The organism is Streptomyces sp. NPDC048001, from assembly GCF_043203115.1.
In the GTDB taxonomy this organism is placed as follows: domain Bacteria; phylum Actinomycetota; class Actinomycetes; order Streptomycetales; family Streptomycetaceae; genus Streptomyces; species Streptomyces sanyensis.
The window spans coordinates 27,468-53,377 of record NZ_JBIDBN010000008.1 but is presented as its reverse complement, the minus strand read 5'-3'; the positions used below and the strand labels follow the sequence as shown (position 1 = coordinate 53,377).

The window sequence follows — 25,910 nt, the reverse complement described above, 5'->3', positions numbered from 1 at the left end:
GGCCCCACCCCCGGCAGAAGCGGGGGTGGGGCCCTGTCGGCGGCGTCCCGGTTCCGGGGCGGCCCTCAGGCCGCGAGCAGTGTGCGCACCCGGTCCGCGCCGACCGCCAGCAGCAGCGTCGGCAGGCGCGGGCCGGTCTCCCGGCCGACCAGCAGCCGGTAGAGCAGCGCGAAGAACGACCGCTGGGCCACCTTGAGTTCCGGCGTGGGCTTGGCGTCCGGCTCCAGGCCCGCCATGACCTTGGGCACGCCGTACACGAGCGTGGTCAGGCCGTCGAGCGACCAGTGGGTGTCGAGGCCCTCCAGCAGCATCCGCAGCGACCGGCGGCCCTCCTCGTCCAGCGAGGCGAGCAGCTCGTGGTCCGGCTCGGTGCGCACGATGGTGCGCGCGTCCGCCGGGACATGGGTGGAGATCCAGTTCTCCGCGCGGTCCAGCCGCGGGCGGACCTCGTCCAGCGAGGCGACCGGGTTCTGCGGGTCCAGCTCAGCGAGGATCCGCAGCGTCTGCGCCTCGTGGCCGCCGGTGATGTCCGCGACCGAGGCCAGCGTCCGGTACGGCAGCGGGCGGGGCGTACGCGGCAGCTCCCCCGCGGCGGTGCGGGAGGCGCGGGAGTGGGCGGCGGCGTCGGCGGGCAGCACGGAGCCGTCCGCCACCCGGCCCTCCAGCTTGTCCCACTCGTCGTAGAGCCGCTGGATCTCCTGGTCGAAGGCGACCTTGAACGCCTGGTTCGGCTTCCGGCGCGCGTAGAGCCAGCGCAGCAGCTGCGGCTCCATGATCCTCAGCGCGTCCGCGGGCGTGGGCACACCACCGCGCGAGGAGGACATCTTCGCCATGCCCGAGATGCCGACGAAGGCGTACATCGGGCCGATGGGCTGCTCGCCCCCGAAGATGCCGACGATCTGGCCGCCCACCTGGAAGGAGGAGCCCGGCGAGGAGTGGTCGACGCCGGAGGGCTCGAAGACCACGCCCTCGTAGGCCCAGCGCATCGGCCAGTCGACCTTCCACACCAGCTTGCCCCGGTTGAACTCGGACAGCCGCACGGTCTCGGAGAACCCGCACGCCGAGCAGGTGTAGGCCAGCTCGGTGGAGTCGTCGTCGTAGGCCGTGACCGTGGTCAGGTCCTTGTTGCAGCCGCCGCAGTAGGGCTTGTACGGGAAGTACCCGGCCGTGGTGGCACCGTCGTCCTCGGCGGCGGCGCCCGAGCCCTCGGCGGCCTCCAGCTCGGCCTCGTCGACCGGCTTCTGCGACTTCTTGGCGGGGGCCTTCCTGGTGCGGTACTGGGCCAGGATCGCGTCGATGTCGCCCCGGTGGCGCATCGCGTGCAGGATCTGGTCGCGGTAGGCGCCCGAGGTGTACTGCTCGGTCTGGCTGACCGCGTCGTACTCCACGCCCAGCTCCGCCAGCGAGGCGGCCATGGCGGCCTTGAAGTGCTCGGCCCAGTTCGGGTGCGGGGACCCCTTCGGCGCCGGGACCGAGGTCAGCGGGCGGCCGATGTGCTCGGCCCAGGACTCGTCGATCCCCTCGATGCCGCCCGGCACCTTGCGGTAGCGGTCGTAGTCGTCCCACGAGATCAGGTGGCGCACCTCGTAGCCGCGGCGCCGCACCTCGTCCGCGACCAGGTGCGGGGTCATGACCTCGCGGAGGTTGCCCAGGTGGATGGGCCCCGAGGGGGACAGCCCGGAGGCGACGACGACCGGTTTGCCAGGCGCACGTCGCTCCGACTCGGCGATGACCTCGTCCGCGAAACGGGAGACCCAGTCGGTCTCGGTGCTGCTCTGAGCCACGGTCGGCACGTCCTCGGTTCCTAGGGTCGGCAAGATCTTCCGCCGCCCATTCTCCCAGACGGCGCGTCGCCGCCGCACGCCTGGCACCTCGGGGCCGGGCGCCCTCCCGCCCGCCTGCGACGGAGCGGACGGGCCCGGTGCGGCCGACCGGAAATGCCGTTGCCGGACCATGGGACACTTGACAACCGGAACATCCCGGAGAACCCGACCACCGAACAGGAACGGACACCCATGGCCTCGGTCCCTTCTCTCGCTTCGAACGTGCAGCAGCGCCTCGCGGACGCCCTGTCGGCAGCCCTGCCGCAGGCCGCCTCCGCGGACCCGCTGCTCCGACGCAGCGACCGGGCCGACTTCCAGGCCAACGGCATCCTGGCGCTGGCCAAGCGGCTGAAGGGCAACCCCCGCGAGCTGGCGGCGCAGGTCGTGGACGCCGTGGGCGACGACGACGTGCTCGCGGACATCGAGGTGTCCGGCCCCGGCTTCCTGAACATCACCCTCGCCGACCGGGCGATCACCGAGACGCTGGCGGCGCGCGCCGCCGACGACCGGCTCGGCGTGCCGCTCGCGGACGAGCCCGGCCGGACGGTGATCGACTACGCCCAGCCGAACGTCGCGAAGGAGATGCACGTCGGCCATCTGCGGTCCGCGGTGATCGGCGACGCCATGGTGCGCATCCTGGAGTTCACCGGCGAGCAGGTGGTGCGGCGCCACCACATCGGCGACTGGGGCACCCAGTTCGGCATGCTCATCCAGTACCTGACCGAGCACCCGCACGAGCTGGACCACAAGGAGTCCCCGGGCGCGGGCGAGGCGGCCGGTGCCGAGGCGATGTCCAACCTGGGCCGGCTCTACAAGGCGTCCCGGGCGCTCTTCGACTCCGACGAGGAGTTCAAGGCGCGGGCGCGGGACCGGGTGGTGGCGCTCCAGGCGGGCGACGAGGAGACCCTCGCCCTGTGGCAGCGCTTCGTGGACGAGTCGAAGATCTACTTCTACTCGGTCTTCGAGAAGCTCGACATGGAGGTCCGCGACCCGGACGTCGTCGGCGAGTCCGGCTACAACGACATGCTCGACGAGACCTGCCGGATCCTGGAGGAGTCGGGTGTCGCGGTGCGCTCCGAGGGTGCGCTCTGCGTCTTCTTCGACGACGTCAAGGGCCCCGACGGCAACCCGGTCCCGCTGATCGTCCGCAAGTCCAACGGCGGCTACGGCTACGCGGCCACCGACCTGTCGGCGATCCGCGACCGGGTGCAGAACCTGGACGCGACGAGCCTGCTCTACGTGGTGGACGCCCGGCAGTCGCTGCACTTCAAGATGGTCTTCGAGACCGCCCGGCGGGCCGGCTGGCTCAACGACAAGGTCAGGGCCCACCAGCTCGCCTTCGGCACGGTCCTCGGCAAGGACGGCAAGCCCTTCAAGACCCGTGAGGGCGAGACCGTCCGGCTGGTCGACCTGCTCGACGAGGCGATCGACCGGGCCACGGCGGTGGTGCGCGAGAAGGCCGGGAAGGTGGGGCTGAGCGAGGAGGAGATCACCGGGAACGGCCGCCATGTGGGTATCGGCGCGGTGAAGTACGCCGACCTGTCGACGTCCGCCGTGCGCGACTACAAGTTCGACCTCGACCAGATGGTCTCGCTCAACGGCGACACCTCGGTGTACCTCCAGTACGCCTACGCCCGGATCCAGTCGATCAAGCGCAAGGCGGGCGGGCGGAGCCCGGTGGCCCACCCCGAACTCGAACTCGCCCCGGCCGAGCGGGCGCTGGGGCTGCACCTGGACCAGTTCGGCGAGGTGCTGGCCGAGGTCGCGGCCGGGTACGAGCCGCACAAGCTCGCCGCCTACCTGTACCAGCTGGCCTCGCACCTGACGACCTTCTACGACCAGTGCCATGTGCTCAGCGAGGACAACCCGGCCGAGGTCGTGGAGAACCGGCTGTTCCTGGTCGACCTGACCGGGCGCACCCTCCACCAGGGCATGGCGCTGCTGGGCATCCGGACACCCGAACGCCTCTGAGGCCCCGCCGCCCGGGGTGCGCGTCCGCGTGCACCCGGGCGGCCCGCACGCGGCGCACGGCGGGCGCCGCCCCTCCACCAGGGGCGGCGCCCGCCCTCACGTCCGGGCACGGGCGACCGGCGCTGCGCCGGGGCCGGACGTCCGCCCGCTGCCCGGGGGCCGTTGGCTCGGCGTGGAGCGGCTCAGCGGATCGGGCGCGAGGTCCTGCCGGACGCCTCGTCGATCTGCATATGGGCCCGCTCCAGCAACTGGGACGCGAGGTCCATCAGCGCCCGTGCCCCGGCGATCTCCTCGCCCACCATGAGCTGCGGCTGATCGCTGTGGTGGCGGTTGGCGTTGCCGTGCCCGCGGATCTCCGAGCCGTCCCCGAGGCGCACCATGGCGGCGGCCCTGGTCCGGTCGCCGTCCTCGCGGAACTCCATCTCCACGTGCCATCCGACGAGTGTCTGCATGGGGACCACCTCCGCAATCGACCCTTCCAGGGTGCTCCCGCCCGGCCCTGATCGCGACCCGCGCTGCCCTGCTCCGGCCCTGGCGGTCCCGGGCGCTCCGGCCCTGCCGGTCCCGGGGCCAGGGCGCTCCGCCCCTGGCGGTCCCGAGGGCTCCGCGGCGGACCCGCCCCACCGGGACGCGAAGCGCCCGGGCCGCCGGACGCAGAGGGTGTCACCGGCCGTCGAACGGAGCTTGCTCCGAAGTCATATTGGTCTATACCTTGACTCGATCACGTCAATCACGCTTGAGTGTGGGCACTGCCCCCCACCCAGCCGACCCCGGCCCAACTTCCCTGCTGGGCAAGGCTGTTGCACCTCGAAGGAGTGATCGAGTGCTGCGCACACGCCTCATGGCCCTGCTGACGGCGGTCCTGATGGCCGCAGGTCTCGCCGTGGCCCTGACCCCCTCAGCGTCCGCCGCCTCCCCCTGCGACACCGCCCCCGAATGGCGGCAGGGCACCTGGTACACCGCTGGCAACGTTGTCAGGTACAACGGCTCCTACTACATCGCCGAACACGACAACCCGGGCTACTCGCCGACGATCAGCACCTGGTACTGGGACCCGTACGACTGCGGTGGCGGCGGCGGGAACCCGGACCCGTCCGGCTTCGTGGTCAGCGAGGCCCAGTTCAACCGGATGTTCCCGAACAGGAACTCCTTCTACACCTACAGCGGCCTGACCGCCGCCCTCGCCGCCTACCCGGGCTTCGCCAACACCGGCAGCGACACGGTCAGGAAGCAGGAGGCCGCGGCCTTCCTCGCCAACGTCAGCCACGAGACGGGCGGGCTCGTCCACATCGTGGAGCAGAACACGGCCAACTACCCGCACTACTGCGACTGGGGCCGGCCCTACGGCTGCCCGGCCGGCCAGGCCGCCTACTACGGCCGCGGGCCGATCCAGCTCAGCTGGAACTTCAACTACAAGGCCGCCGGCGACGCCCTCGGCATCGACCTGCTGAACAACCCCTGGCGCGTCCAGAACGAGTCGGCCGTCGCCTGGAAGACCGGCCTGTGGTACTGGAACACCCAGTCCGGGCCCGGCACGATGAGCGGCCACACGGCCATGGTGACCGGGGCGGGCTTCGGCCAGACGATCCGCTCCATCAACGGCGCCCTGGAGTGCGACGGCGGGAACCCGGCGCAGGTCCAGAGCCGGGTGACCACGTACCAGCAGTTCGCGCAGGTCCTCGGCGTCCCCGCGGGCGGCAACCTCTACTGCTGACCCCGCCGGGCGCCCCCTCGCGGACGCCCGCCGTCACGGGCCGCGGGTCCGGGGCGCCCCGCCCCGGACCCGCGGCCCGCCAGCCCCCTCCCGGCTCGGGCCCCGGGCCCACGGGCTCCTCCCCGGCGTCCCTTCCACCCCGCAGCCGGCCGCCCAACCGACCGCGGCGCCCTCCCGGTACAGCGCCTTCACGCCACGCCGGCAGGGCGCGCACCGGCCGATCCTCGGCGGCCGGGCAACCCGCGCGCCCCGCGCCCCGTCCTCCGTGATCGAGAGGGCACCCGGGCCCAACCGGGCGCCCGTGAAACGGGGTTGAGGAGAAACGTTGATACGCGCCCGAAGGACATGGGCCACCGCGGTAGCGGTGCTCGCCGTGGCGGCGGGGGTGGTACCGGCCGCGCACGCCGCACCGCAGCCGCCAGGCCCCCTCTCCGCTCCCACCGCGGCGGAGACCGGTACCGGCACGGAGGAGCTTCCGCCCGGCTGGCGGATCACCACCGCCGACAACGGCGACAGCGCCCTGGAGTGGCGCTCCCCGCGACCGGTCCCGGCCGGGGACGCCCGTGTCGAGTTCCACGCGAACGGCACACTCGTCGGCGTACCGGAGCCGGGGCAGGACGGACTGACCTTCCGCCTGCCCCTGGACGAGGCCGCGACCACCGCCCCCTCCGATCTCGCCGACCTCCGGGTGGTGGCCGCGGGGCAGCGGCTGGACGCCGCGGGGGAGCGGGAGGCCCGCGACCGGCGGTCCGCCGGCCCGTCCGCCCCCGCCCTGCCCGCCCGGCTCCCGGCCGGCACGGTGGACCCCGGCAGGCCGGGCCGCTACGCCACCACCACCGGCGAGTACGCCCTCGCCCCGCTCCGCCTGCCCGGCCTGGCCGCACCGGTGGAGATGCGCGGCGTGGTCGTCGCACCGAAGGGAGCGCCCGGCAGGCGGCCGCTCGCCCTCTTCCTGCACGGCCGCCACGCCACCTGCTACGTGCCCGGCAAGGGCGAGGAGGAGGTGACCATCGACTGGCCCTGCGCCAAGGGCGCCCAGCCGATCCCCAGCCACCGCGGCTACCTCCGCGACCAGAAGCTGCTCGCCTCCCAGGGCTACGTCACGGTCTCCATCGCCGCGAACGGCATCAACAGCCAGGACTGGGCCGCCGAGGACGGCGGCGCCCAGGCGCGCTCCTCCCTGGTCCGCTCCCACCTCGCGCGCTGGGCCGCCTGGGCCGCCGCGCCCGCCACCGCGCCCGCGGCCGTGCGCAAGGGCCCGCGGGCCGATCTGTCGAAGGTCCTCCTCGTCGGGCACTCGCGCGGCGGCGAGGGAGTCAACCGGGCGGCCATGGACACCCTCTACCCGCCGCCGAAGGCCGAGGACGGCGCCCGTGGCAGGGCCCGCTGGACGGTCCGCGGCACCGTTCTGATCGGGCCCACCCTCTTCGGCCAGAACCCGGTGCCCGACGTGCCGTCGCTGACGCTCCTGCCGGGCTGCGACGGGGACGTCGCCGACCTCCAGGGCCAGGTGTACGCGGACGGCACCCGCGGTGTGAGCGGCGGGAAGGCCCTGCACAGCGCGGTCCACATCACCGGCGCCAACCACAACTTCTTCAACACCGAATGGACCCCGGGCCAGGCCAAGGCCCCGGCCATGGACGACTTCTGGCACGATCCCGAGCAGCGCGACCCCGTCTGCTCGCCGGGCGCGCCCACCCGTCTCACCGCCGACCAGCAGCACCGCGCGGGCGCCACCTACATCGCCGCCGCGGCCCGGCTGTTCGTGGCCGGTGACGACCGGGTGCGCGAACTGGTCGACGGCACCGGCCGCCGCGCCCCCTCCGCCGACCCGGCACGGGTGCTCACCCACGCCGTCGGCGGGAACCGCGGCGCGGCCCTGCTGCCCGACGGGCGGCTGAACGTGACCGGCGCCCGGCTCTGCGACGCCGTCTCCCCCGGGCGCGGCGCCTGCCTGGGCGGGAACACGGCGGGCTCCTCCCCGCACTTCGCCTCTTGGCGGCCGGAGCACGAGGCCGGACGCCGGGCCGTGGCGCTCAGCTGGTCGAAGCCCGGGGCACCGGCCCGGATGACGCCCGGCGCACCGGTCTCCCTGCGCGGCGCGCGCAGCCTCGCCCTGCGCCTGTTCGTGCCGCCGAACACCACCGGGACGCGGTTCGACGTGGTCCTCCGGGACGCGGCGGGCAAGCGGGCGGACCTCGGGCGGATCCGCGTCGACGGGCTGCCCGGCAGCGACCGCACCGCCTCCTACTGGGCGCAGGAGCTGCGGGTCCCGCTCGCGAAGGCCGCGAAGGCCCGGCTGGACCTGCGCCGCATCGCCTCCCTGGAGCTGGTGCCGCGCAGCCGCTCCGGGAAGGCCTGGCTGATGGACGCCTGGGCCTGGAGCCCGGGCACCCCGGCGGTGCGGCCCGCGCCGCTGACCCGCGTCGACCTCGGCCGCCTCACCGTCAAGGAGGGTGACTCCGGAGTCCGCACCTACCGGGTGCCGGTCCGCACCACCGGCAAGGCGGCCGGCACGGTCCGGCTGTACGTCGTCGACCCGGACACCGGCAGGACGAAGAGCCGCCTGGTCCGGGTGGGCCCGGGCACGGCGGGGATCGACGTCTCGGTGCGGGTGCGCGGCAACCGGCGCTACGGCTGGGACACGACGCACGACATCCTGGTCAAGGCGGTGCGGGGCACGGTCGTCGGGGCCGACTCCGGCGGTGTGACGGCCGAGAACGACGACCCGATGCCGACGGTGAGCATCGCGCCGGTGGCCGCCGACGTGGTCGAGGGCAAGCCGCTGACCTGGCGCGTCTCGCTCTCCGAGCCCGCGGACATCGAGATCCCCGCCCTGGCCGAGCTGGTCCCGGTGCCGGAGGGGCGGCCCGAGCTGTCCACGGCGGACGTCGACAAGGAGTGGCTGCTGAACTTCGTGGACGAGCTCCCCGACCCGGCGGTCCCGCTCTCACGGCTGGACTACCGGACGCTGTGGACCTGGGTCCCTGCGGGTGAGCGCTCCGCGGACCTGACCGTCCCGACCGTCCGCGACCTGCTGAAGGAGCCGGCCGAGTACGTCCGGATCCAGCCGGTGGACGAGGAGGGCGGCCCGCTGGGCCCGCCGCTGGAGGGCACGGTCCGCGACGCCTCCTGAGGTGCGGTGCGGTGCGCGGTCGTCGCCCCGCCGGGCGGCCGCGCACCGCACCACCGTGCCGGGCCCGGGCGGGGCGGGCCGCGGCACTACGGTGCGGGACGGCCGCCGTGGCCGCGTTCCTGGACGAGGATGGCGGCCTGGACGCGGGAGCGCAGGCCCAGCTTGGCCAGGATGTGCGAGACATGGGACTTCACGGTGGTCTCGCTGATGTAGAGCCGTTTGGCGATCTGCTGGTTGGACAGGCCCTCGCCCAGGCAGTCGAAGACGTCCCGCTCGCGCTCGGTGAGTTGCTCCAACCCCTTGGGCGGGGCCTGCGGCCGGGGCTCCACGGCGGTCGCGGTACCGGCGAACTGCGAGATCACCCGACGGGTCACCTGGGGTGCGAGAACGCCGTCCCCCTGCGCCACCAGCCGGACCGCCTCCACCAGTTGCAGCGCCTCGACGGACTTGATCAAAAAGCCCGCGGCCCCGGCGCGCAGGGCGGCGTAGACGTACTCGTCCAGGTCGAAGGTCGTCAGGATGAGGACCTGGCAGACGTTCTCCTCGACGAGGACCCGGGTGGCCTCGATGCCGCCGCCGGGCATGCGGATGTCCATCAGCACCACGTCGGGCCGGAGCCGCCGCGCCAGTCTCACCGCGCTGCCGCCGTCCGTGGCCTCGCCGACCACCTCGATGTCCGCCGCCCGGTCCAGTACGAGCACCAGCCCGGCCCGCACCGCTGCGTGGTCGTCGGCGACGAGAACCCTAATACTCATGCTCCCTCTCCTCTCCCAGCGGGAGTACTGCGTGGACCCGCCAGCGGTCGCCGACCGGCCGTGCCGAAACCGTCCCCCCGATGGCGGCCGCCCGCTCACGCATGTTGAGCAGACCGATACCGGCACCGGGCAGGGCGGGTGCCCCGCCTCCGGTCAGCTCGTTGAGGACCTCGACGTGGAGGTCGCCGTCCTCGGGGCACACCGTGACCCAGGCGCGCGCTCCGGTGGCGTGCTTGACGGCGTTGGTCAGCGCCTCCTGAACGATCCGGTAGGCCGCCAGGTCGACGGAGGCCGGCAGCCCGGCAGGCAGGCGGATGGTCCCGGCGGCGCCGGCCCCGCCCCCGGTGCCGGGGCGGGGGGCGTCCTCCCGCCCGTCGGCGGGTTCCGGACGGTCCGGCCCCGCGGTCCGGGCCGCTCCCGCGGCGCCCCCGGTCACGGCGACGTCCAGTCCGGCGGCGCGTGCCGAGTCGAGCAGGAGGTCGAGTTCGGCCAGCCGGGCGGGGGCGGTGTAGGAGACCTGCTCCCCGTCCCCGTTCTGGCCGCGGAGCAGTTCGATCATGGCGCGCATCTCCCTGAGGGCGTCGACGCTGATCTGCCTGATGGTGCGCAGGACGTCGTCGACGGCCGCCCGGTCGTCGCGGAGGGAACCCGCCGCGTCCGACTGGATGGCTATGGCGGACAGGTGCCCGGCGATCACGTCGTGCAGTTCCCTGGCCATCCGTGCCCGTTCCTCGGCCACGGCCGTGCGGCGGTCGAGTTCGGCGATCCGGGCCTGCTGCTCGGCACGCAACCGCTCCGCCTCCGCCGTGTCCCGCTCCTGACGCACCGTCATGGCCCACCACACCGGCACGAACAGGATGGTGATCATCACCATGATCAGCAGAACGGTGACCTGCCAGTCGCCCGTGACCGTGAAGAGCACCGTCGTGATCGCGACCAGCAGTGCGATGACGGTGTAGATCAGCAGGCGGCTGGCGCGCCGGGAGGCATGGAGGGTGGCGCTGTAGAGCAGCTCCGACACCACCAGGAGCATGGAGATGCTGAAACCCATCAGCACGTCGATCGTGGCGAAGAACAGACCGGCGGCCAGGGCGTACATCGGCAGGGTCCTGCGCACCAGAACGGCGAGGCAGGCACCGGTGAGTGGGATCAGCCGCCAGGCGAGGGGGACCTGCCAGGGCGCGAGCGTGTGCACCTCGCGGAAGAAGGGGTACCAGCCGGCACCGTAGAGCACCGAGCCCAGCACGAACAGCCCCACGGCCGGCAGGACGTCCTTCCGGTGGAAGCGAAAGGATCGCTTCCGTAAACCCCCGAGTTCCAGCATCTGGTCATGAAAGCACAGGCGGTGGGGACATTCGGGACGGATGCGACTGCCCCGAAGGCATCTCCTCCGAAGGTCGGAGGGTGCGGTCGTGCGCTTCCCCGAAGTGATGACGTGCGCCCCTTCCAACCGACGACGACACCGCGACCTGCCTCCGGCCACGCTGTGACCATGAACCCGACCAGCAGGCATGCCCCCGCCCCGCCCGCGCAGGAGCAGGGCCCGCCCCCGCCGCAGTCCGGGGCCGCGGGCCGGCGTATCGACGTCCTGGACATCCTCCGGGGCGTCGCGATCATCGGGACTCTCGGTACCAACATCTGGCTGTTCACCCATCCGCTGGGCCCGCCGAGCATCTTCTTCCGGTTACCCGAGGCCGACAGCGCGGGCGGTGCCGTGGAGGTCGTGCTGCGCTGGCTGGCCAACGGCAAGTTCCTGGCCCTGCTCACCATCCTGTTCGGTGTCGGGCTGGAGCTGCAGTACCGGTCCGCCCGGCGCCGGGGAAGGCCCTGGCCCGGCTGGTACCTGTGGCGGACGGCGCTGCTCTTCCTCGAAGGGGCACTCCACTTCGTGCTCGTCTTCGAGTTCGACGCCCTCATCGGCTACGCGTTCACCTCCCTGATCGTCGTCTGGCTGGTCGGGCGCAGCGACCGCTGCGTGCGCGCCTGGATCATCGCCATGGGCGCGCTCCACCTGGCCCTGGTCGGTGCCCTGACGGCCGCCCTGGTCGCCACGGGGACCGGGTCCGACGCCACGCTCGGGCATCCGGACGTCTACGCGGTGGGCACCTACGCGGACCAGGTGGGACTGCGGCTGAGCCGCTTCCTGCTCTACCGCATCGAAGCGGTCTTCGTGATCCCGATGGGCGTCGTGCTCTTCCTCCTCGGCTCACGCCTCCTGCGGGCCGGCGTCTTCGAGAAGAGCGAGCGCGGGGCCCGGATCCGGGGCCGGCTGATGGTCGTCGGGCTGGGTGTCGGGGCCCCGCTGAACCTGGTGACCGCCTTCGCCGGCCCGGGCTGGTTCCTCGTGGACCGCTATCTGCTGCCGCCGCTGGTCGCCTTCGGCCTGCTGGGGCTGGTCACCACGCTGGCGCACCGGGCGACCGGCGAGCACGGCCTGCTCAGGCGCGGGGTGACGGCGGTCGGCCGCAGCGCCCTGTCCTGCTACGTGTTCCAGAACCTGGCGGCCTCGGCGCTCTGCTACGGCTGGGGGCTGGGGCTGGCCGCGGAGTTCGACTGGGCGCGGCCGTGGTGGCCGGTGCTCGCCTGGGCGGCGATCGTCTCCTCGTTCCTGGTGCTGTCGCCGCTGTGGTTGCGGAAGTTCAGCAGGGGTCCGGTCGAACTCGTATGGCACTGGGCCTACCTGGCGCCGCAGCGCCTGGGCCGGGGATCATGACCCCGGGCACCCGGCGGCCCGGGGGAGCCGCCCCCGGGCGCCTCGGTGGGGCCCGCCGAGGCGGGCCCCACCGGCCGGGGTCAGGACATCCGCAGCTCCACGGTGCGCAGTTGCGGGGAGGCCTCGATCTCGCTCTCGCAGAAGCGGCCCTTGACCATGCGGCCCTCGGCGTACAGCTCCGTCTGGTCCGCGTAGTACGGCGAGGTCCGGTCGCCGGACTGCGAAGAGGCGAGCAGCCGCGCGACGTCGGGGCATGCGCCGTCGGTGAAGGAGACGACCTGGACGAAGCTGGGACCGTACACGACCTTCCCATAGCCCTTGGCCGCGTCCCAGCTGTGGATCTGGACGTTGATCGGGCCGAGCAGCGACGGTCCGCCGTGGGTCGGCAGCTTCCTGTCGCCCCGGACCACGTACTGGTGCTCGCCCAGCGGCGCGTCCGGGGCGATGCCGAGCCGGTTCAGCTCCTCGACGGCATCGCCGAAGGCCGTGGGCACGCCGGGGTTGCCGGTGTCCAGGTCCCTCGGCGTGTTCACCGGGTCGGCCGGGTCGAACGGGGTGCGCCAGGACGGTCCGCCGCGCTCCGCCAGCTTCGTCCAGAACCGGGTGAACAGGAGTGCTCCCCGGCTGGTCGTCAGGAAGCGCTCGTCCCAGTGCGACAGCGCACGGCAGGCGGGCCCGGCGTCGACCGGTTCTCCGCCGGACGTGGGGGCCCGGCCGCCGGGCAGGGCGGCGCACATCCGCGCGGTGTCGTCCGCGGCAAGCTCCGCGATCTTGCTCCGGTTGGCGAAGAGGAGGTCCTGCATGGTCTGTCGGCTGAAGCCGCGCCCGGGCAGCCCGTCCGTCCCGGCCATCCGCTCCTGGAGCGCGGTGAGGCTCATCCGGGTACGCGGGGTGCGCTCCGTGCCGGTGCTGCCGACGATCCGCGGGTAGCCGGTCAGCGGCCGGTCGGGGTGGGTCAGCCACGCGCTGTCGTTGGAGTTCGCCACGTAGTCCCCGCGGCGCAGCACGGGCAGCTCACCCGGTCCGAGCAGTCCGGGCACCACCGCGTCGGCGCTGCTGCCCCAGGCGCAGTCCTTCCTGGAACCGTCCAGGATCGCGAGTCCGGTGCCCGGGAAGATCGACGCGCCGAGCGGGGTGCTGCAGCGCTTCGCCAGTTCGTCGGTGATGTGCGGGACGGCGTGGACGCCGGAGAACAGCGTCCGGCCTGCCTTGTCGGCCGCCACCGTGTTCACCCAGGGCATGCCCTGGGTACGGACGAGGGCGTCCTGGACCTCCTCGGTGCTCTGCGCGCGGTTCAGGTCGAACCAGGTGTTCAGTCCGCGCAGATTGCCCTCGTTGGCGTCCCGCAGGGCGTACGCGGTCCTCGCGGTCCACTCCGTGGGAAGGCCGAACGCGGCACCCAGTACCGGGCCGTACCGGCTGGAGTACAGGGTCCGCTCCACGGTGGTGGCGGCTCCGTCGGCGCCGCGCACCGGGACCCGCACCGTGCGCTGCGTCATCCGTTCCGGCACGCCGTCGACGAGGTAGGTCCTCGGGTCGCCGGAGGCGAGGTCGAGTTCGTAGAGGCCCAGCGGGACGGCGGCGGAGACGGTGTGGCCCCAGGCCACGTTCCGGGTGTGGCCGGAGCGGATCAGGGGGATGCCCAGCGGTGCCGCGCCGGACACGTTCATCCGCCCCGGTACCGTCAGTTGGGCCTCCCACAGCCGCATGGGGCCGGTCCACGGGAAGTGCGGGTTGTTCAGCAGCAGCCCGCGCCCGTTCTGCGACTGCTCGGCCCCCACCGCGAACGCGTTGCTGCCCATGCCCTCCGTCCGGTGGAGGACCTCGTTCACCGATGCCGCGGCCGCCTTCGCGTCACTGCGCGGCGTGGCCCGCTCCGCTCGGCTCGCCGGTCCGGGTGCGGGCGGCCGGGCGGACACGATCGCGTCGATCACCCTGCCGCTGCCGCCGGAGATGCCGAGCGCGTGGAACTGGCGGTAGACGTCGATCTCGGTGATGGGCCGCAGCCAGTCCGCGCCCCGGCACTCCGGGTCGGTGACGCCGTCTCCCCCGGTCTGCCGCAGATAGCGGTTGTAGCCGCTGACGTATCCGCGCACGATGTCCCGCACCTCGGACCGCGGGCCGATCGGGGCGGGCTCGGCCAGGGTGTTCTCCACCACCTGGGAGTCGATGACCTGCTGGTGGAAGAGATCGCTGTCGAGGTTCGAGCCCGCGGGGCCGTAGGCGCCTGCGGGACCGTCGGGCCCGAGGTACAGCGAGCGCCGGGCGCCCACCGTGAGGTAGATGTCCGCCAGCAGGCACAGATTGTCCTGTGCCGCCGCGTATCCGATGCCGTGGCCGAGCCCGGTGTAGTCGTCCGCCTTGATGTGCGGGACTCCGTGCTCGGTGTAGCGGATCGTCACCGACGGCCCCCCGGAGACCCTCGCTTCCGCGGCCCGGACCTGCGCCGTGGCGGGCAGTGCGCTCGTCACGAGCCCCCATACGGTCGCCAGGACCGCCGTTCGCCCGAGCCGGCGCCGCCACGTCGTCCGTTTCATTGCTTCCCCCATGTCCATGCGACACGGCTCGTCCCGCGTCGTGTGGCGGAGCGAGCCCGGTCGCGTGCGTGTGCGTGTGCCGCGAGGTGCGGCTTCCTATCCGGTGAGGCCCGGTGTGGCCAGGTCCTCGACGTCCACGAGTCCCTGATGGGCGGCGAGCACGCGGTAGAGCGGGCTGTCGCGCAGCAGCGACGCGTGGGTTCCTTCGGCCGTCACCGTCCCACCGGCCAGAACGATGATCCGGTCGCAGTCCACGAGGGGCGCGAGACGGTGCGCGACCATGACCGTGGTGTGTCCGGCGGCCCTGCGGGACCGCAGGAGCCGCTGGAGCCTGGACTCGGTCTCCGAGTCCAGGCTCGACGTGGGTTCGTCGAGCAGCAGCAGCTCGTGGTCGTGGAGCAGGGCCCGGGCCCACGCCAGACGCTGCCGCTGCCCGCCGGACAGCACGATGCCCGCGTCGCCCAGGTCCCGGTCCAGGCCGTCCGGATGGTCGAGCAGTTCGCCCAGCTCGACGTCCCCGAGTACGGAGCGCAGTTCCTCGTCGGAGGCGCCGGGCGCCCCGAGCCGCAGGTTCTCCCGGAGGGACCCCGCGAACACCGGGGCGCCCTGCTCGACCATCGACAGACGCGAGCGCACCGCTTCGTGCGACAGCTCCCTGACGTCCCGGCCGTCCACCCGGATGGTGCCGGACCCGTGCTCGTAGAAGCGGGCGATGAGCGCCAGGACCGTCGACTTGCCGCCTCCGGAGGGCCCCACGACGGCCGTGCAGGAGCCGCGGGCCACCGTGAACGTGGCCCCGCTGAGCACGGGTGGACCACCGTCGTAGCGGAAGCCGACGTCACGGAACTCGACCATGTGCGGCGTGACCGCCGGCTCGCCCCCGCCACCGGCCGGAGCGGGACCGCCCCGCTCCCGGCCCGCGCCCGCGCGCTCCTGCTCCGTCGGGATCTCCAGCACCTCCCCCGCACGATCGGCCGCCGCCAGCCCGACCTGGACCGTGGTGAGCGCCCGGGTCGCCTGGTTGAGGGGGAGCACGATGCTGAACAGGTAGAGCAGGAAGGCGACCAGGTCCCCGAGGGGCATGCTGCCCGAGGAGACCCGGTACCCGCCGACGAGGAGCACCATGAACACGGCTATCTGGATGGCGGTGGTGACGGCGGGCTGTACGACGGCCTCCCGGCGCGACAGCCTGAGCCCGGCCCGGTAGGCGTCACCGGCCCGGCGCGCGACCCGCTCGTACTCCCGCTCGGTGGCGTCGAACACGCGGATGGTGCGCACTCCTTGGAGCGCCCGCTCGAACTCGGCCGTCATCCGCCCGACGTGCTCCTGGGCGGTGCGGCTGATCCCCCGCAGCGAGGCCATCAGGGTCCACAGGGCGACGGCCGCGAGCAGTACCGAGGACAGGGTGATGGCCAGGAGCAGCGGGTCGATCAGCGCCAGCACGGTGATCGACCCGATGCCCAGCAGCACGGCGGAGACGATGTCGAAGACGCCGTTGCTGATCACGGAGCGCAGCAGGGAGGTGTCGGTGCTCAGCCGGGAGATCAGATCGCCGAGGCGGCGTCGGTCGTACTCGACGATGGGCAGCCGCAGCAGCCGACGCACGAGGGCCAGCCGGGTGTCGACGACGACGCCTTCGGCCAGCCGCTTGAGCAGGTACACCTGCGCCCCGGTGAGCACGGCCTCGGCGAGGGTGACGGCGGCGAGCAGGACCACGGGCGCGAGCAGCGCCCGCTGCTGCTCGGCGCCGGAGACGATGTCCCGCACGATCAGGGGCTGGAGCAGCGGGACCACCGGGGCGAGCAGGGAGGCCGCACAGCCCAGGAGGACCAGGTGCCGGCGGCCGTTGTCGCGGTCCCAGGCCAGTCGCCGGAGGGTGCGCAGCCCGGAGGCGGGCCGCTCGCGCCTCATGTGTGCTCCCCCGGCCCCGCGCCGGTACCGCTGCCGCTCGCGTTCGCATTCGCATTCGCGGCGGGAGCCTGCCGCAGACTGGCGTGGATCTCCGCTTCCGAGGCCGCCCCGGCCACCGGCGGCCAGTCGTCCGCCGCGCACGGCACGCGCACCACCGCCACCCGGCCCTCCCGGGCCGCCGCCAGGGCGGCGGCGATCGACCCGGCCGTGTCGGCGGGCTCGGTGACCACCCAGGTGGCCACACCGTGCTCCGGGTCGGGCCGCACGGGAGCGGTGGCCGCGAAGAGGTGCGGCCGGCCGCCGAGGTTGTCCACCATCCGCTGCAGCCACCCGTAGCCGCCGTTGTCCAGGACCACGTAGGTGACGGCGATCCCCTCCCGGACCAGGGTCGGCAGTTCGACCCGCAGGAAGTCGAAGGCGCCGTCCCCGACGATCGCCACGACGGGTGCGTCGGGAGCCGCCAGCTTGGCTCCGGCAGCCGCGGCGGCGCCGTAGCCGAGGGTGGTCTGCTCGGAGGGGACCACGCTGCGTGCGCCCTCGGGGAGGGTCAGGACCGGGTACAGGTACGACCAGATGTCCATGAGCCCGTTCTCGTGCACGACCACGCTGCCGGGCTGGAGGACCCGGGAGAGTTCCCGCACGACGGACTTCACGCGGACCCGGTCCGCGGGCAGTTCGGGGTGGGCGGGTGACGCGGCCCAGGACCTCAGGCGCTCGCGGGAGGCCGCGATCCGGGACAGCCACCCGGCGTCGGCCTCCCGGTGTCCGAGGGCTGCCGCCCACTGCTCCGCCGTGGCCGACGCCTCGCCGAGGACGAGTGGTCCGGGCCGGTCGTAGGAGAACTCCCCCGCCTCGATGTTGACCTGGCAGACCGGCACCCCGTCGGGCAGGCCCTCGGCGGCGGTCTCCTCCAGCCGGGACCCCAGCGCCACCACGACGTCGCAGTCGCCGAGGAGCTCCCGTACCGGCGGCAGGGCGTAGAGTCCGGCGAGTCCGCAGTACAGCGGATGGGACTCGGCCACGCCGCCCCGGCCGCTCGCCGTGACCAGCAGGGCGGCACCCAGCGCCTCGGCGAGCCGCTCGGCCGCGCCCGCCGTACCCAGCCCGCCGCCGGCGACGACCACGGGCCGCCGGGCCCGCGCCACCTCGGCCGGGAGGTCCGGCGCCGTGTACCGGCCGGGCACCGGCGGCTCGCCGTCCAGCAGGGCCTGCGGCACGGAGACCGGCTCCGCCAGGAAGCCGTCGGGTATCTCCAGGAAGACCGGCCCCCGGGGCGCCTGCGCGACGAGCGCGGCGGCTCTGCGCAGCGCGGGCAGCAGCCGGCCGGTGTGGGTGACCCGTCCCGCCCACTTGGTCACCGGGGCGGCGAGCGCGAGCTGGGGCGCCTCCTGGAAGGCCCGGGCGCCGTCGGACTCGATCGCGGTGCCGCCCGCCAGCAGCAGCACGGGACTGCAGCCGCTCGCCGCCTCCAGCAGCCCCCCGACCGCGTTCGCGACAGCGGGGCCCTTGCCCACCACGCACACGCCGATGCGGCCCGAGGTCAGGGCGTACCCGGAGGCCATGTGCACGGCCATGCGCTGGTCCCGGCACCACACCAGACGGATGCCCGCGCGTTCGAAGGCGGCCACGACGAGCACGTCGTCTCCGGGCAGCCCGAACACGGTGTCCACACCGCGGCGGGCGAGGAAGGCGGCCACGAGGTCCCAGGCCCCGTCGAAGGCGGCGGAGGCGTGGGCGGGCGTGCCGGAGGAGGCGGGGCGGGCGGGCGGGCGCTGCTCGTTCATGTGGTGTCGCCAGGGGTGTCGAGGAGCCGCCAGTACGGCTCGAACGGAGTGGGGGTCCCGTGCAGCAGCCTGCTGTGCAGGCCGCCCAGGAGAGTGCGGCGGGGCAGGTGCGCCGCCAGCTTCAGCCGGCGTGCTTCGGCGTCCGAGGCGGGCCGCCCGAGGAGCACCCGTGCGGCCCGGAGGGTGCGCGGGGACACGCGGGAGAGCGCGGCCGCCGTCTCGTGCAGCAGCTCGCTGCCGGTCCGGTCGAGCCAGCGCCTCCCGTCGGCCTCGCCCCAGCGCCGCACGGCCAGGCCGTAGGTGTTGAAGGTGCCCGCGGCGGCGTCCTCCCGGATGCTCCCGAGGTCGTCCTCCAGGTCGACGAACGCCATCAGCGGTCCGGTGAGCGCGCCGAGTTCACGCGCCCACGGCCTGTCCGTGAGCGCGGCCGCCACGGTGACGAAGGCCCTGATGTCGGAGCAGCGGAGCCGGACCGCCCGGGCCAGGTCCTCCTCGTCGAAGGAGTCGGCCGTGGCGAGCAGGCGGGTTTCGAGCGCGAAGTACTCCTCCAGGCGCACCAGGTGCCCCTCGACGGTCGCGTCGAGCAGGCCCAGGGTCCCGAGGACCGTCCGGAAGTGCGCCGACCACCAGGGGTCGGGCCGCTCGGCGCCGGCGAGCTGGTGGGCCTCGTAGGCCCAGTCCGCTTCGTAGACCACGGCCCAGAGGTGGTGGAACAGCGGTGACACCAGGGCCCGGTCGGCGTCGTCGTAGCCCAGCGCGCGGAACACCGGGGCGAGCGAGCGGTAGACCTTGGCGCCCTTGATGTCGGCGGCCAGTGAGGTGCGCGGCGTCAGCCAGGCGGGACCGGTGGCGTCCTCGGAGGTGCCGTGCACGACATGGGCCAGTGCGGGCACCCGGGCGGGTGCGGGCAGCCCGCCGAGCAGCCGGGGCGGCATCTAGGCGCTCCCCTTCCGCAGCCGGCAGGTCGCCTCCACGACCTGCCGCAGCCACGGCGTGTACGAGGCCGAGCCCGACCCGTCGAGGTCCCGCAGGATCTCGGCCGGAGACCGCCAGGCGACCTCCGAGGCCTCGTCGGGGTCGACGGCCGGGGCATCGCCCTCGAAGCGGCCCACCAGCACATGGTCGTACTCGTGCTCGACATAGCCGCTGCCCGGGTCCTCGGCGCGGTAGACGAAGGTGCCCGCCGGGGACAGGGCACCCGCCCTGATGCCGAGTTCCTCGGCCAGCCGGGCCCGGGCGGCGTCGGCCGGAGCCTCACCCGGGGCGGGGTGCCCGCAGCAGGTGTTGGACCACAGGCCGGGGAACCGCCGTTTGGTGCCGGCCCGGCGCTGGAGCAGCGCCTCGCCGCGGTCGTTGACGAGCATGACGGAGAACGCGCGGTGCAGGAGCCCGCCGTCCCGGGTGTGCGCCTCGTGCACCGTCGCCGTGAGGCCGGTCGCCCGCCCCTGTGTGTCGACGCGTTCGACCCGCAGCCGTTCCCGGCTCTCCTGGCTGTTCCTGGCTGAGCTGAGCATGCGTGCTCCTCGTGTCGTGCGTGTCCGTGGGGCCCGGGGGCGGGCGCCGGGGCCCGGGTGCCGGCGGTCGGCGCCGGCGGTGTCGTGCGCCGGTGTCAGGGCCCGGCGATGTGGTAGCCGCCGTCCGCCCACACGACGGAGCCGCTCGTCACGGGCATCCAGTCCGACAGGACGGCGCAGCAGGTCCTGGCGACCGCGGCCACGTCCCGGTCGTCCCAGCCCAGCGGCGCGTGCTCGGCCCAGTGGGCCGAGTCGAAGCCGGGGATGGAGGTGGCGGCGACCGTCCTCAGCGGCCCGGCGGCGACCAGGTTCACCCGGATCCGCTCCGGCCCCAGTTGCCGGGCGAGATAGCGCGCGACCGACTCCAGCGCCGCCTTGGACACGCCCATCCAGTTGTAGCCCTCCCAGGCGCGCTGGCCGTCGAAGTCGAGCCCGACGATCGAGGCGCCCTCGGCGAGCAGGCCCCGGCAGGCGTGGGTCAGCGACGCCAGCGAGTACGCCGACACCTCCAGTGAACGCGCCACGTCCGGCCAGGGCGCGGCCGCGAAGTCCTCGTCGAAGCAGGCGGGGGAGCCGTGGGCGACGGAGTGCACGATGCCGTCCAGGCCGTCCATGTGCTCCCCCACCGCGGCGGCGAGCCGGTCCCGGTGCGCCGTGTCGGTGACGTCCAGCTCGATCACCGGTACGGGCTCGGGCAGCCGGGCGCAGACGCGCCGGACCAGCGAGAGGCGCCCGAAGGCGGTGGCGACGACCCGGGCGCCGGCGCGCTGCGCCTGCTCGGCGACGTGGTAGGCGATCGAGTTGGGGGTGAGGATCCCCGTGACCAGCAGCCGCTTTCCGGCCAGGAGCCCCGGACCGCTCGCGGTCGCGTCCACCGCGGGGAACACCTCGGGCATGTCGTTCACCTCGGATATCTCAGACACCCATGCTCACCCCGCCGTCGACGGGAATGACGGCCCCGGTGATGTACCGGGCTTCGTCACTGGCCAGATACGTGATCAGGGAGGCGACCTCCGCCACCGTCCCCGCGCGCCGCAGCGGCACGGACGCGAGGAACTCCTGCCGCACCTTCTCGGGGAAGTCGCGCCCCATGTCGGTGTCGATGAGCCCGGGCATGATGACGTTCACCGTCGTCTTCCCGCGGGCCAGTTCACGCGCGAGCGTCCGGGCCAGGCCGATCAGTCCCGACTTGCTCGCCGCGTAGTTGCCCTGGCCGACCCCGCCCAGCAGCGCGGCGGTGCTGGAGCAGAAGACGACCCGGCCGCGGGTGGAGCGCAGCAGGGAGCGGATGCCCGCCCGTACCGGGTAGAAGGCGCCCATGAGGTTCGCCTGGACGACGGTGGTGAACTCCTCGGCCGTCATCCGTGCCATCAGGTTGTCCCGGACGATCCCGGCGTTCACCACCAGGACGTCCAGTCCGCCCAGTTCCCCGACGGCCCGCGCCATCGCCTCTTCCACCGCCGCGTGCTCACCGACGTCGCAGGCCAGCGAGAGGGCCCCCTCGACGGGTGCGCCGGACCTGCTCAGCGAGACCACCGAGTCGCCCGCGGCGGCGAACCGGTCCACCACCTCGCGTCCGATGCCCCGTGTCCCGCCGGTGACGACCACCTTCCGTGCGGGGCCCGCTTCCGGCGCGCGGGTGCCGCCGGGGCTCAGCATGCCGCCACCACCAGGACGGCGTTGTGGCCTCCGAAGCCGAAGGAGTTGGACATGGCCACCCGCAGCGGATGCTCCTGTGCCGTGTGCGCGACGTAGTTCATCTCCGGGAACTCCGGGTCGTCGCAGTTGACGGTCGGCGGCACCAGGCCGGTCTCCAGCGCCTTGACGCAGGCGATCAGCTCGACGGCCCCTGCGGCGCCGATCATGTGGCCGGTGGTCGACTTGGTCGAGCTGACGGGGATCTCCCGGGCCCGCCCGCCCAGTTCGGCCTGGATCGCCAGCGTCTCGGTGCGGTCGTTGAGCTGTGTGCTGGTGCCGTGCGCGTTGACGTAGTCGATCCCGCTCGGGTCCGTCCGCGCCGCGGCCAGTGCGCGCCGCATGGCGAACCGGGCCCCCAGCCCCTCGGGATGCGGTGCCGTGATGTGGTGGGCGTCGCTCGCCGCTCCGTAGCCGAGGATGCGGGCCAGCGGTGTGCTCCCGCGCCGGCGGACGCTGTCCTCGGACTCGAGCACCACCGCTCCCGCGCCCGAGGAGAGCACGAAGCCGTCCCGGGCCCGGTCGAAGGGGCGGCTGGCCGCCGCGGGGTCGTCGTTGTGCGTGCTGGTGAGTGCCCGGGTGGCGGCGGTGAGCGCCAGGTCCTTGCCGCTCATCGAGTCCTCGGCGCCGATCGCCACGACGATGTCCGCGTCACCCCGCTCGATGAGGCGGTGCGCCTCGCCGATGACCACCGTCCCCGACGCGCAGGCGGCCGACACCGCGAAGGACTCGCCCATCGCGCCGAGTTCCATCGAGAGGTAGGCGGTCACGATGTCGATCGCGGCGTAGGCCGACAGATAGGGCCTCACCGCCCGTGCGCCCTTGGCGTCGAAGACGCGGACCGCGTCGGCGTCGAGCTTCGTGGTGCCGTATCCCGAGCCCACGAGGATGGAGATGCGCTCCGGCGGGCAGACCCCCGGGGCGACGCCCGCCTGCCGGAGGGCCTCGTGGGCGGCGGCGACCGCGTACCGGGCGTAGGGGTCCATCCTGCGCACCTCGGTCCGGGGCATGTGCGCGGCGGGCTCGAAACCCCGTATCTCACCGCCGATCGTGACGGGGCAGTCGCCGGTGTCGAAGCTCGTGATGGAGCTGATCCCGCTGCGGCCGGCCACCATGGCGTCCCAGGTCCCGGACACCGAGTTGCCCAGCGGGGTCAGCGCCCCGAGCCCGGTCACGTACGAACCCATTACTCACTCCCAACCCGACGGCGGCGGAGCCGCCGATCCATGAACGTCTGTGCTACTGCGCGGCCGCTGCGACCAGTTGCCCCCCGCCGCGGGCACCGGAGCGGAGCCGGCTCCAGTACTCGGCCACGGCCTTCGAGATGAGCAGGGGCTGCGGGTGGCGCTGTCCGCGCAGGGCCGCATAGCCCGCCCTCACACCGCGCCCCCCGAAGGGCTTGTTGCCGTTCTCGATCTCGATGAGCGTCGCGTCGACGCTCACCATGTGCCGCTCGCGCAGGAAGTCCACGAGAGCGTCGTCGGCGCCGTAGACCGAGGCGCCGAACGCGCGCTCCGTGAAGGGAAGGGTGTCGAGCACACGCCGGAGCGTGCTCTCGTCGTCGTAGACGACCAGGTTGAAGACGGGTGCGAACTGCTCGGACACGTCCAGGGGCTCGGTGGCGTCCCAGGCGAGGACGGTGGGCAGCACATGGGACTCGGCGACGTCGACCGCTCCTCCGTGGCGGATGCGGTGCCGGTTCGCGATCAGGTAGCGCGTGACCTGCTGGAGCACGGCCGGGTCCTGGATGCTGCCGTAGTCCCGCGTGGGGTCGGCGGCCGGTCCGAAGGTCAGCGCCCCGACGTGCCGGGCCAGCTGCTCGCGGAACTCCTCCGCCACCGGGCGGTGGACGAAGTAGATGTCCGGGGCGAGGCAGTCCTGACCGGAGTTGAGCATCCTGATCCGGACGCCGTCGGCGGCGGCCCGTGGGATGTCGGCCCGTCCGGTGATGATGAACGGGTTGACGCCCTGGCCGAAGAACAGGAGGAGCTGCTCGCTCCCCAGAGCGACCCTGAGTTCCTCGGCGTTCTCGTAGCGGCCGGTGAAGACGACCGTACCCGGGTTGCCGCGGATGGAGTCGGTGTAGGCGCCCTGGGTGCCGGTGAACGCCGTGATGTCCAGCCCGTGCACCGGCGCCAGCAGTTCGTGCAGCCGCAGGGTGACCTCCCGGATCCGCGAGGAGGGCCGGAAGCTGATCCGGGTGGTGAAGCACGCCGGGACGAGCAGGTAGAGGGCGTACGAGTAGAGCACCATGTTGGACGGCATGAAGACCCAGGAGGCGGGCACCGTCGGCGGCTGGTGGAGCGCGTACTCCGCGGCCGCCCCGCGCAGCGTGGCGACGAACCCGTCGATCTCGACCTCGGCGGCCTTGCGGTCGGTGATCTGCGTGAGCACCTCGACGAAGCGGTCCCGCTCGCTCTGCACATGGTCGGCGGTACGGGAGAGCGCGGCGAGGGTGTCCGCCAGCCGGGCATCGGCGCGGAAACGTTCCATCAGAACCGTGGCCGTCCCGAGCCGCTGCGCGGTGGCCGCCTCCGCGAAGGCCTCGACACGGGCGAGGTCCACCTTGCCGAACGCGTTCTGCGGCAGCTCGTCCACGACGAACACGTGGTCGGGCGCCTCGTAGGACGCCAGATGCGTGCTGATCTCCCGCCTCCAGTGGGCGTGCGACCGCCGGCCGGGGTCGGCGACGACGGTGACCAGCCGCTCGCCGCGCTCGGTGTCCTTGACCACCGCGCAGGCCGTCACGACACCCGCCTCGGCCAGTCGGCGCTGCACCTCGGCCGGGTACACGGTGAATCCGCTCCGGGAGAGTGCCGAGCGCCGGCCCAGCACGGTCAGATGTCCGTCGGAGGCGACCGAGGCGATGTCGCCGGTGTTCTGCCAGCCGCGCTCCACGGGAACCGTCCGGCCGTCCTCGCCGAGCTGCCCCTGGTACTGGTCGGGCGACCGGACGAGGAGCTCGCCGACCCGTCCGGCGGGCACCTCGGCGCCGGCGGCGTCCACGACCTTCAGGTCCACGCCCGTCAGGGCCCTGACCAGGCCGGGGGCCTCCGGCAGGGCGTGCGCCACGTTGCCCAGCTCGGTCGAGCCGTAGCCGTCGAGCAGGTGGTGGCCGGTGGCGTGGTGGAAGCGTTCGGCGAGTCGCCCCTCGAGCGGACCGCCGCCCACGCACCACAGCCGTACCGAGGACAGGTCCTCCAGGAGCCCGGGGCTGCGCGCGGCGAGGTTCAGCACGGCCTGGTAGGTCCGCGGCGGCGCGTCGACGACCGTGGCACGGTGCCGCTTGCCCAGGCGCAGGGCCTCGGACAGGTGGGCGGGAGGCACCACGACCAGCCGCGTGCCGGTCATCCAACCGAGCAGGGCGACCGAGAGTCCGTACTGGTGGGTCATCGGCAGCAGCGGCAGCAGGACGTCGTCCGGCCGGTACCGGACCCTCTCCGCGGTGCGCAGGCAGTTGTCGAGGAAGGAGCCGCCGGACTTCACGACGGCGTGCGGCTCGCCGGTCGTGCCGGACGACCGCAGGATCAGCCCGTCCTCGCGGCGCCGCCAGGCGACGGTGCCGGGGTCGGGCAGGTCGGCCGCGCCGCCGACGTCCGCCGCGCGCACCTCCCCCGCACCGTAGTCCCACAGCTCGCGCAGGGCGACGGAGCCGGGGGTCCTTCTCGCCCTGTCCCCCTGCAGGACCGCGTGCTGCGCGTGAACCGCCGCCAGGGGGTCCGGCATGCGCGTCAGCTGCTCCTCGTCGAGGACGACGATGGACACGTCCGAGGCGATGAGGCTCAGCAGGGCCGTGTAGAACTCGATGGTGTTGTCGCCGCTCAGGACGACACGGTCCCCTGCGCGCACCCCGCGCTCGTACAGCGCGCGCCTCATGGTCTCGACCCCGTGGCCCAGGGCGTGCCGGCTCACGGACGCCCTTCTGGCGACCACGGCCGGTTTCTCCTCCGGAACGGAGGGCATGCTGATCTCCCCGTTGTACATCAGACGTGCGGTCTACATTGGTGAATCGGGCGAGGGGCGCGACGCACGGCCCGCGCCGCGCCCCTCCTTCCGGAGCCTCACCGAGGCCCCTGTGACACCGTCAGCGCCTTCAGCAGCTGTTGCTGATGGTGCTGCCCAGCGCCTCGGCGGTCTCCGCCGGGACCTCAAGGCCCTGCAGCTCGATGATCGACATGGTGTGCACCTCCTTCCGTTGCGGCTCGTGGGGCGACGTCCGCGCCACCCGTGTGTCGGGGCGGCGGCCTCTGCCGCCGCGTCAGGTCAGCGCCTTCAGCAGCTGTTGCTGATGGTGCTGCCCAGCGCCTCGGCGGTCTCCGCCGGGACCTCAAGGCCCTGCAGCTCGATGATCGACATG

Annotated in this window: 17 protein-coding genes; 4 read left to right on the top strand and 13 right to left on the bottom strand. The window is 73.4% G+C overall.

The genetic code is table 11. The features are described 5' to 3' along the window. Positions 1–65: 65 nt before the first annotated feature. A complete protein-coding gene (gene lysS, locus ACGF15_RS16030; RefSeq protein ID WP_345616365.1) occupies positions 66–1,793 on the bottom strand; it encodes a lysine--tRNA ligase in 1,728 nt (575 codons plus the stop codon). Positions 1,794–2,015: 222 nt separating this feature from the next. Between lysS and argS the strand changes: the two genes are divergently transcribed. Beyond that, on the top strand, positions 2,016–3,794 hold the full coding sequence (argS, locus tag ACGF15_RS16025) for an arginine--tRNA ligase (protein WP_362610438.1): 1,779 nt from the start codon (positions 2,016–2,018) through the stop codon (positions 3,792–3,794). A 182-nt stretch (positions 3,795–3,976) separates the two neighbouring features. On the opposite strand, the gene ACGF15_RS16020 is transcribed toward argS, so the two are convergent. After that, on the bottom strand, positions 3,977–4,246 hold the full coding sequence (locus ACGF15_RS16020) for a DUF1876 domain-containing protein (RefSeq protein ID WP_345616363.1): 270 nt from the start codon (positions 4,244–4,246) through the stop codon (positions 3,977–3,979). A 389-nt stretch (positions 4,247–4,635) separates the two neighbouring features. Here ACGF15_RS16020 and ACGF15_RS16015 point away from each other — a divergent pair, with 389 nt between their 5' ends. Together ACGF15_RS16015 and ACGF15_RS16010 are read left to right on the top strand one after the other, a co-directional pair. Continuing rightward, entirely contained in the window at positions 4,636–5,508 is an 873-nt protein-coding gene (locus ACGF15_RS16015) for a glycoside hydrolase family 19 protein (protein WP_392799929.1), read from the top strand. 325 nt (positions 5,509–5,833) lie between these two features. Continuing rightward, complete coding sequence (locus ACGF15_RS16010; RefSeq protein ID WP_392799507.1) at positions 5,834–8,644, top strand: hypothetical protein; 2,811 nt, start codon at positions 5,834–5,836, stop codon at positions 8,642–8,644. A gap of 86 nt (positions 8,645–8,730) precedes the next feature. Here the strand turns inward: ACGF15_RS16010 and ACGF15_RS16005 are convergent, their stop codons facing one another. Then, entirely contained in the window at positions 8,731–9,399 is a 669-nt protein-coding gene (locus ACGF15_RS16005; RefSeq protein ID WP_345616360.1) for a response regulator transcription factor, read from the bottom strand. After that, positions 9,389–10,657 (bottom strand): sensor histidine kinase, encoded by a 1,269-nt coding sequence (locus ACGF15_RS16000; RefSeq protein ID WP_392799503.1) that lies wholly within the window; start codon positions 10,655–10,657, stop codon positions 9,389–9,391. The genes ACGF15_RS16005 and ACGF15_RS16000 overlap by 11 nt, the downstream gene beginning before the upstream one ends. Positions 10,658–10,891: 234 nt before the next feature. Between ACGF15_RS16000 and ACGF15_RS15995 the strand changes: the two genes are divergently transcribed. Continuing rightward, positions 10,892–12,112 carry a DUF418 domain-containing protein gene (locus ACGF15_RS15995; RefSeq protein ID WP_392799500.1) on the top strand — a complete coding sequence of 407 codons (1,221 nt, stop codon included), beginning with the start codon at positions 10,892–10,894 and terminating at the stop codon, positions 12,110–12,112. An 80-nt stretch (positions 12,113–12,192) separates the two neighbouring features. Here ACGF15_RS15995 and ACGF15_RS15990 read toward each other — a convergent pair whose 3' ends face one another. The 9 genes from ACGF15_RS15990 to ACGF15_RS15950 form a co-directional block, all read right to left on the bottom strand. Further along, positions 12,193–14,649 (bottom strand): penicillin acylase family protein, encoded by a 2,457-nt coding sequence (locus ACGF15_RS15990; protein ID WP_392799497.1) that lies wholly within the window; start codon positions 14,647–14,649, stop codon positions 12,193–12,195. Between the two features lie 96 nt (positions 14,650–14,745). Next, complete coding sequence (locus ACGF15_RS15985; RefSeq protein ID WP_362608749.1) at positions 14,746–16,560, bottom strand: ABC transporter ATP-binding protein; 1,815 nt, start codon at positions 16,558–16,560, stop codon at positions 14,746–14,748. Continuing rightward, complete coding sequence (locus ACGF15_RS15980; protein WP_392799494.1) at positions 16,557–18,344, bottom strand: thiamine pyrophosphate-binding protein; 1,788 nt, start codon at positions 18,342–18,344, stop codon at positions 16,557–16,559. Before ACGF15_RS15980 ends, ACGF15_RS15985 begins: the two co-directional genes overlap by 4 nt. Next, positions 18,341–19,279, bottom strand: coding sequence for a hypothetical protein (locus tag ACGF15_RS15975; protein ID WP_392799491.1), 939 nt, complete (start codon positions 19,277–19,279; stop codon positions 18,341–18,343). Before ACGF15_RS15975 ends, ACGF15_RS15980 begins: the two co-directional genes overlap by 4 nt. Next, positions 19,280–19,858, bottom strand: a complete 579-nt coding sequence (idi, locus tag ACGF15_RS15970; RefSeq protein WP_392799488.1) for an isopentenyl-diphosphate Delta-isomerase — start codon at positions 19,856–19,858, stop codon at positions 19,280–19,282. A 95-nt stretch (positions 19,859–19,953) separates the two neighbouring features. After that, on the bottom strand, positions 19,954–20,754 hold the full coding sequence (gene fabI / locus ACGF15_RS15965) for an enoyl-ACP reductase FabI (RefSeq protein ID WP_345616368.1): 801 nt from the start codon (positions 20,752–20,754) through the stop codon (positions 19,954–19,956). A 19-nt stretch (positions 20,755–20,773) separates the two neighbouring features. Next, entirely contained in the window at positions 20,774–21,517 is a 744-nt protein-coding gene (locus ACGF15_RS15960) for an SDR family NAD(P)-dependent oxidoreductase (RefSeq protein WP_362608756.1), read from the bottom strand. Continuing rightward, the gene (locus ACGF15_RS15955) at positions 21,511–22,740 is read right to left on the bottom strand and encodes a beta-ketoacyl-[acyl-carrier-protein] synthase family protein (protein ID WP_345616351.1); all 1,230 of its coding nucleotides are present in this window, start codon (positions 22,738–22,740) and stop codon (positions 21,511–21,513) included. Before ACGF15_RS15955 ends, ACGF15_RS15960 begins: the two co-directional genes overlap by 7 nt. A 52-nt stretch (positions 22,741–22,792) precedes the next feature. Further along, the gene (locus ACGF15_RS15950; RefSeq protein ID WP_392799483.1) at positions 22,793–25,516 is read right to left on the bottom strand and encodes an aldehyde dehydrogenase family protein; all 2,724 of its coding nucleotides are present in this window, start codon (positions 25,514–25,516) and stop codon (positions 22,793–22,795) included. Between the last annotated feature and the right edge of the window lie 394 nt (positions 25,517–25,910).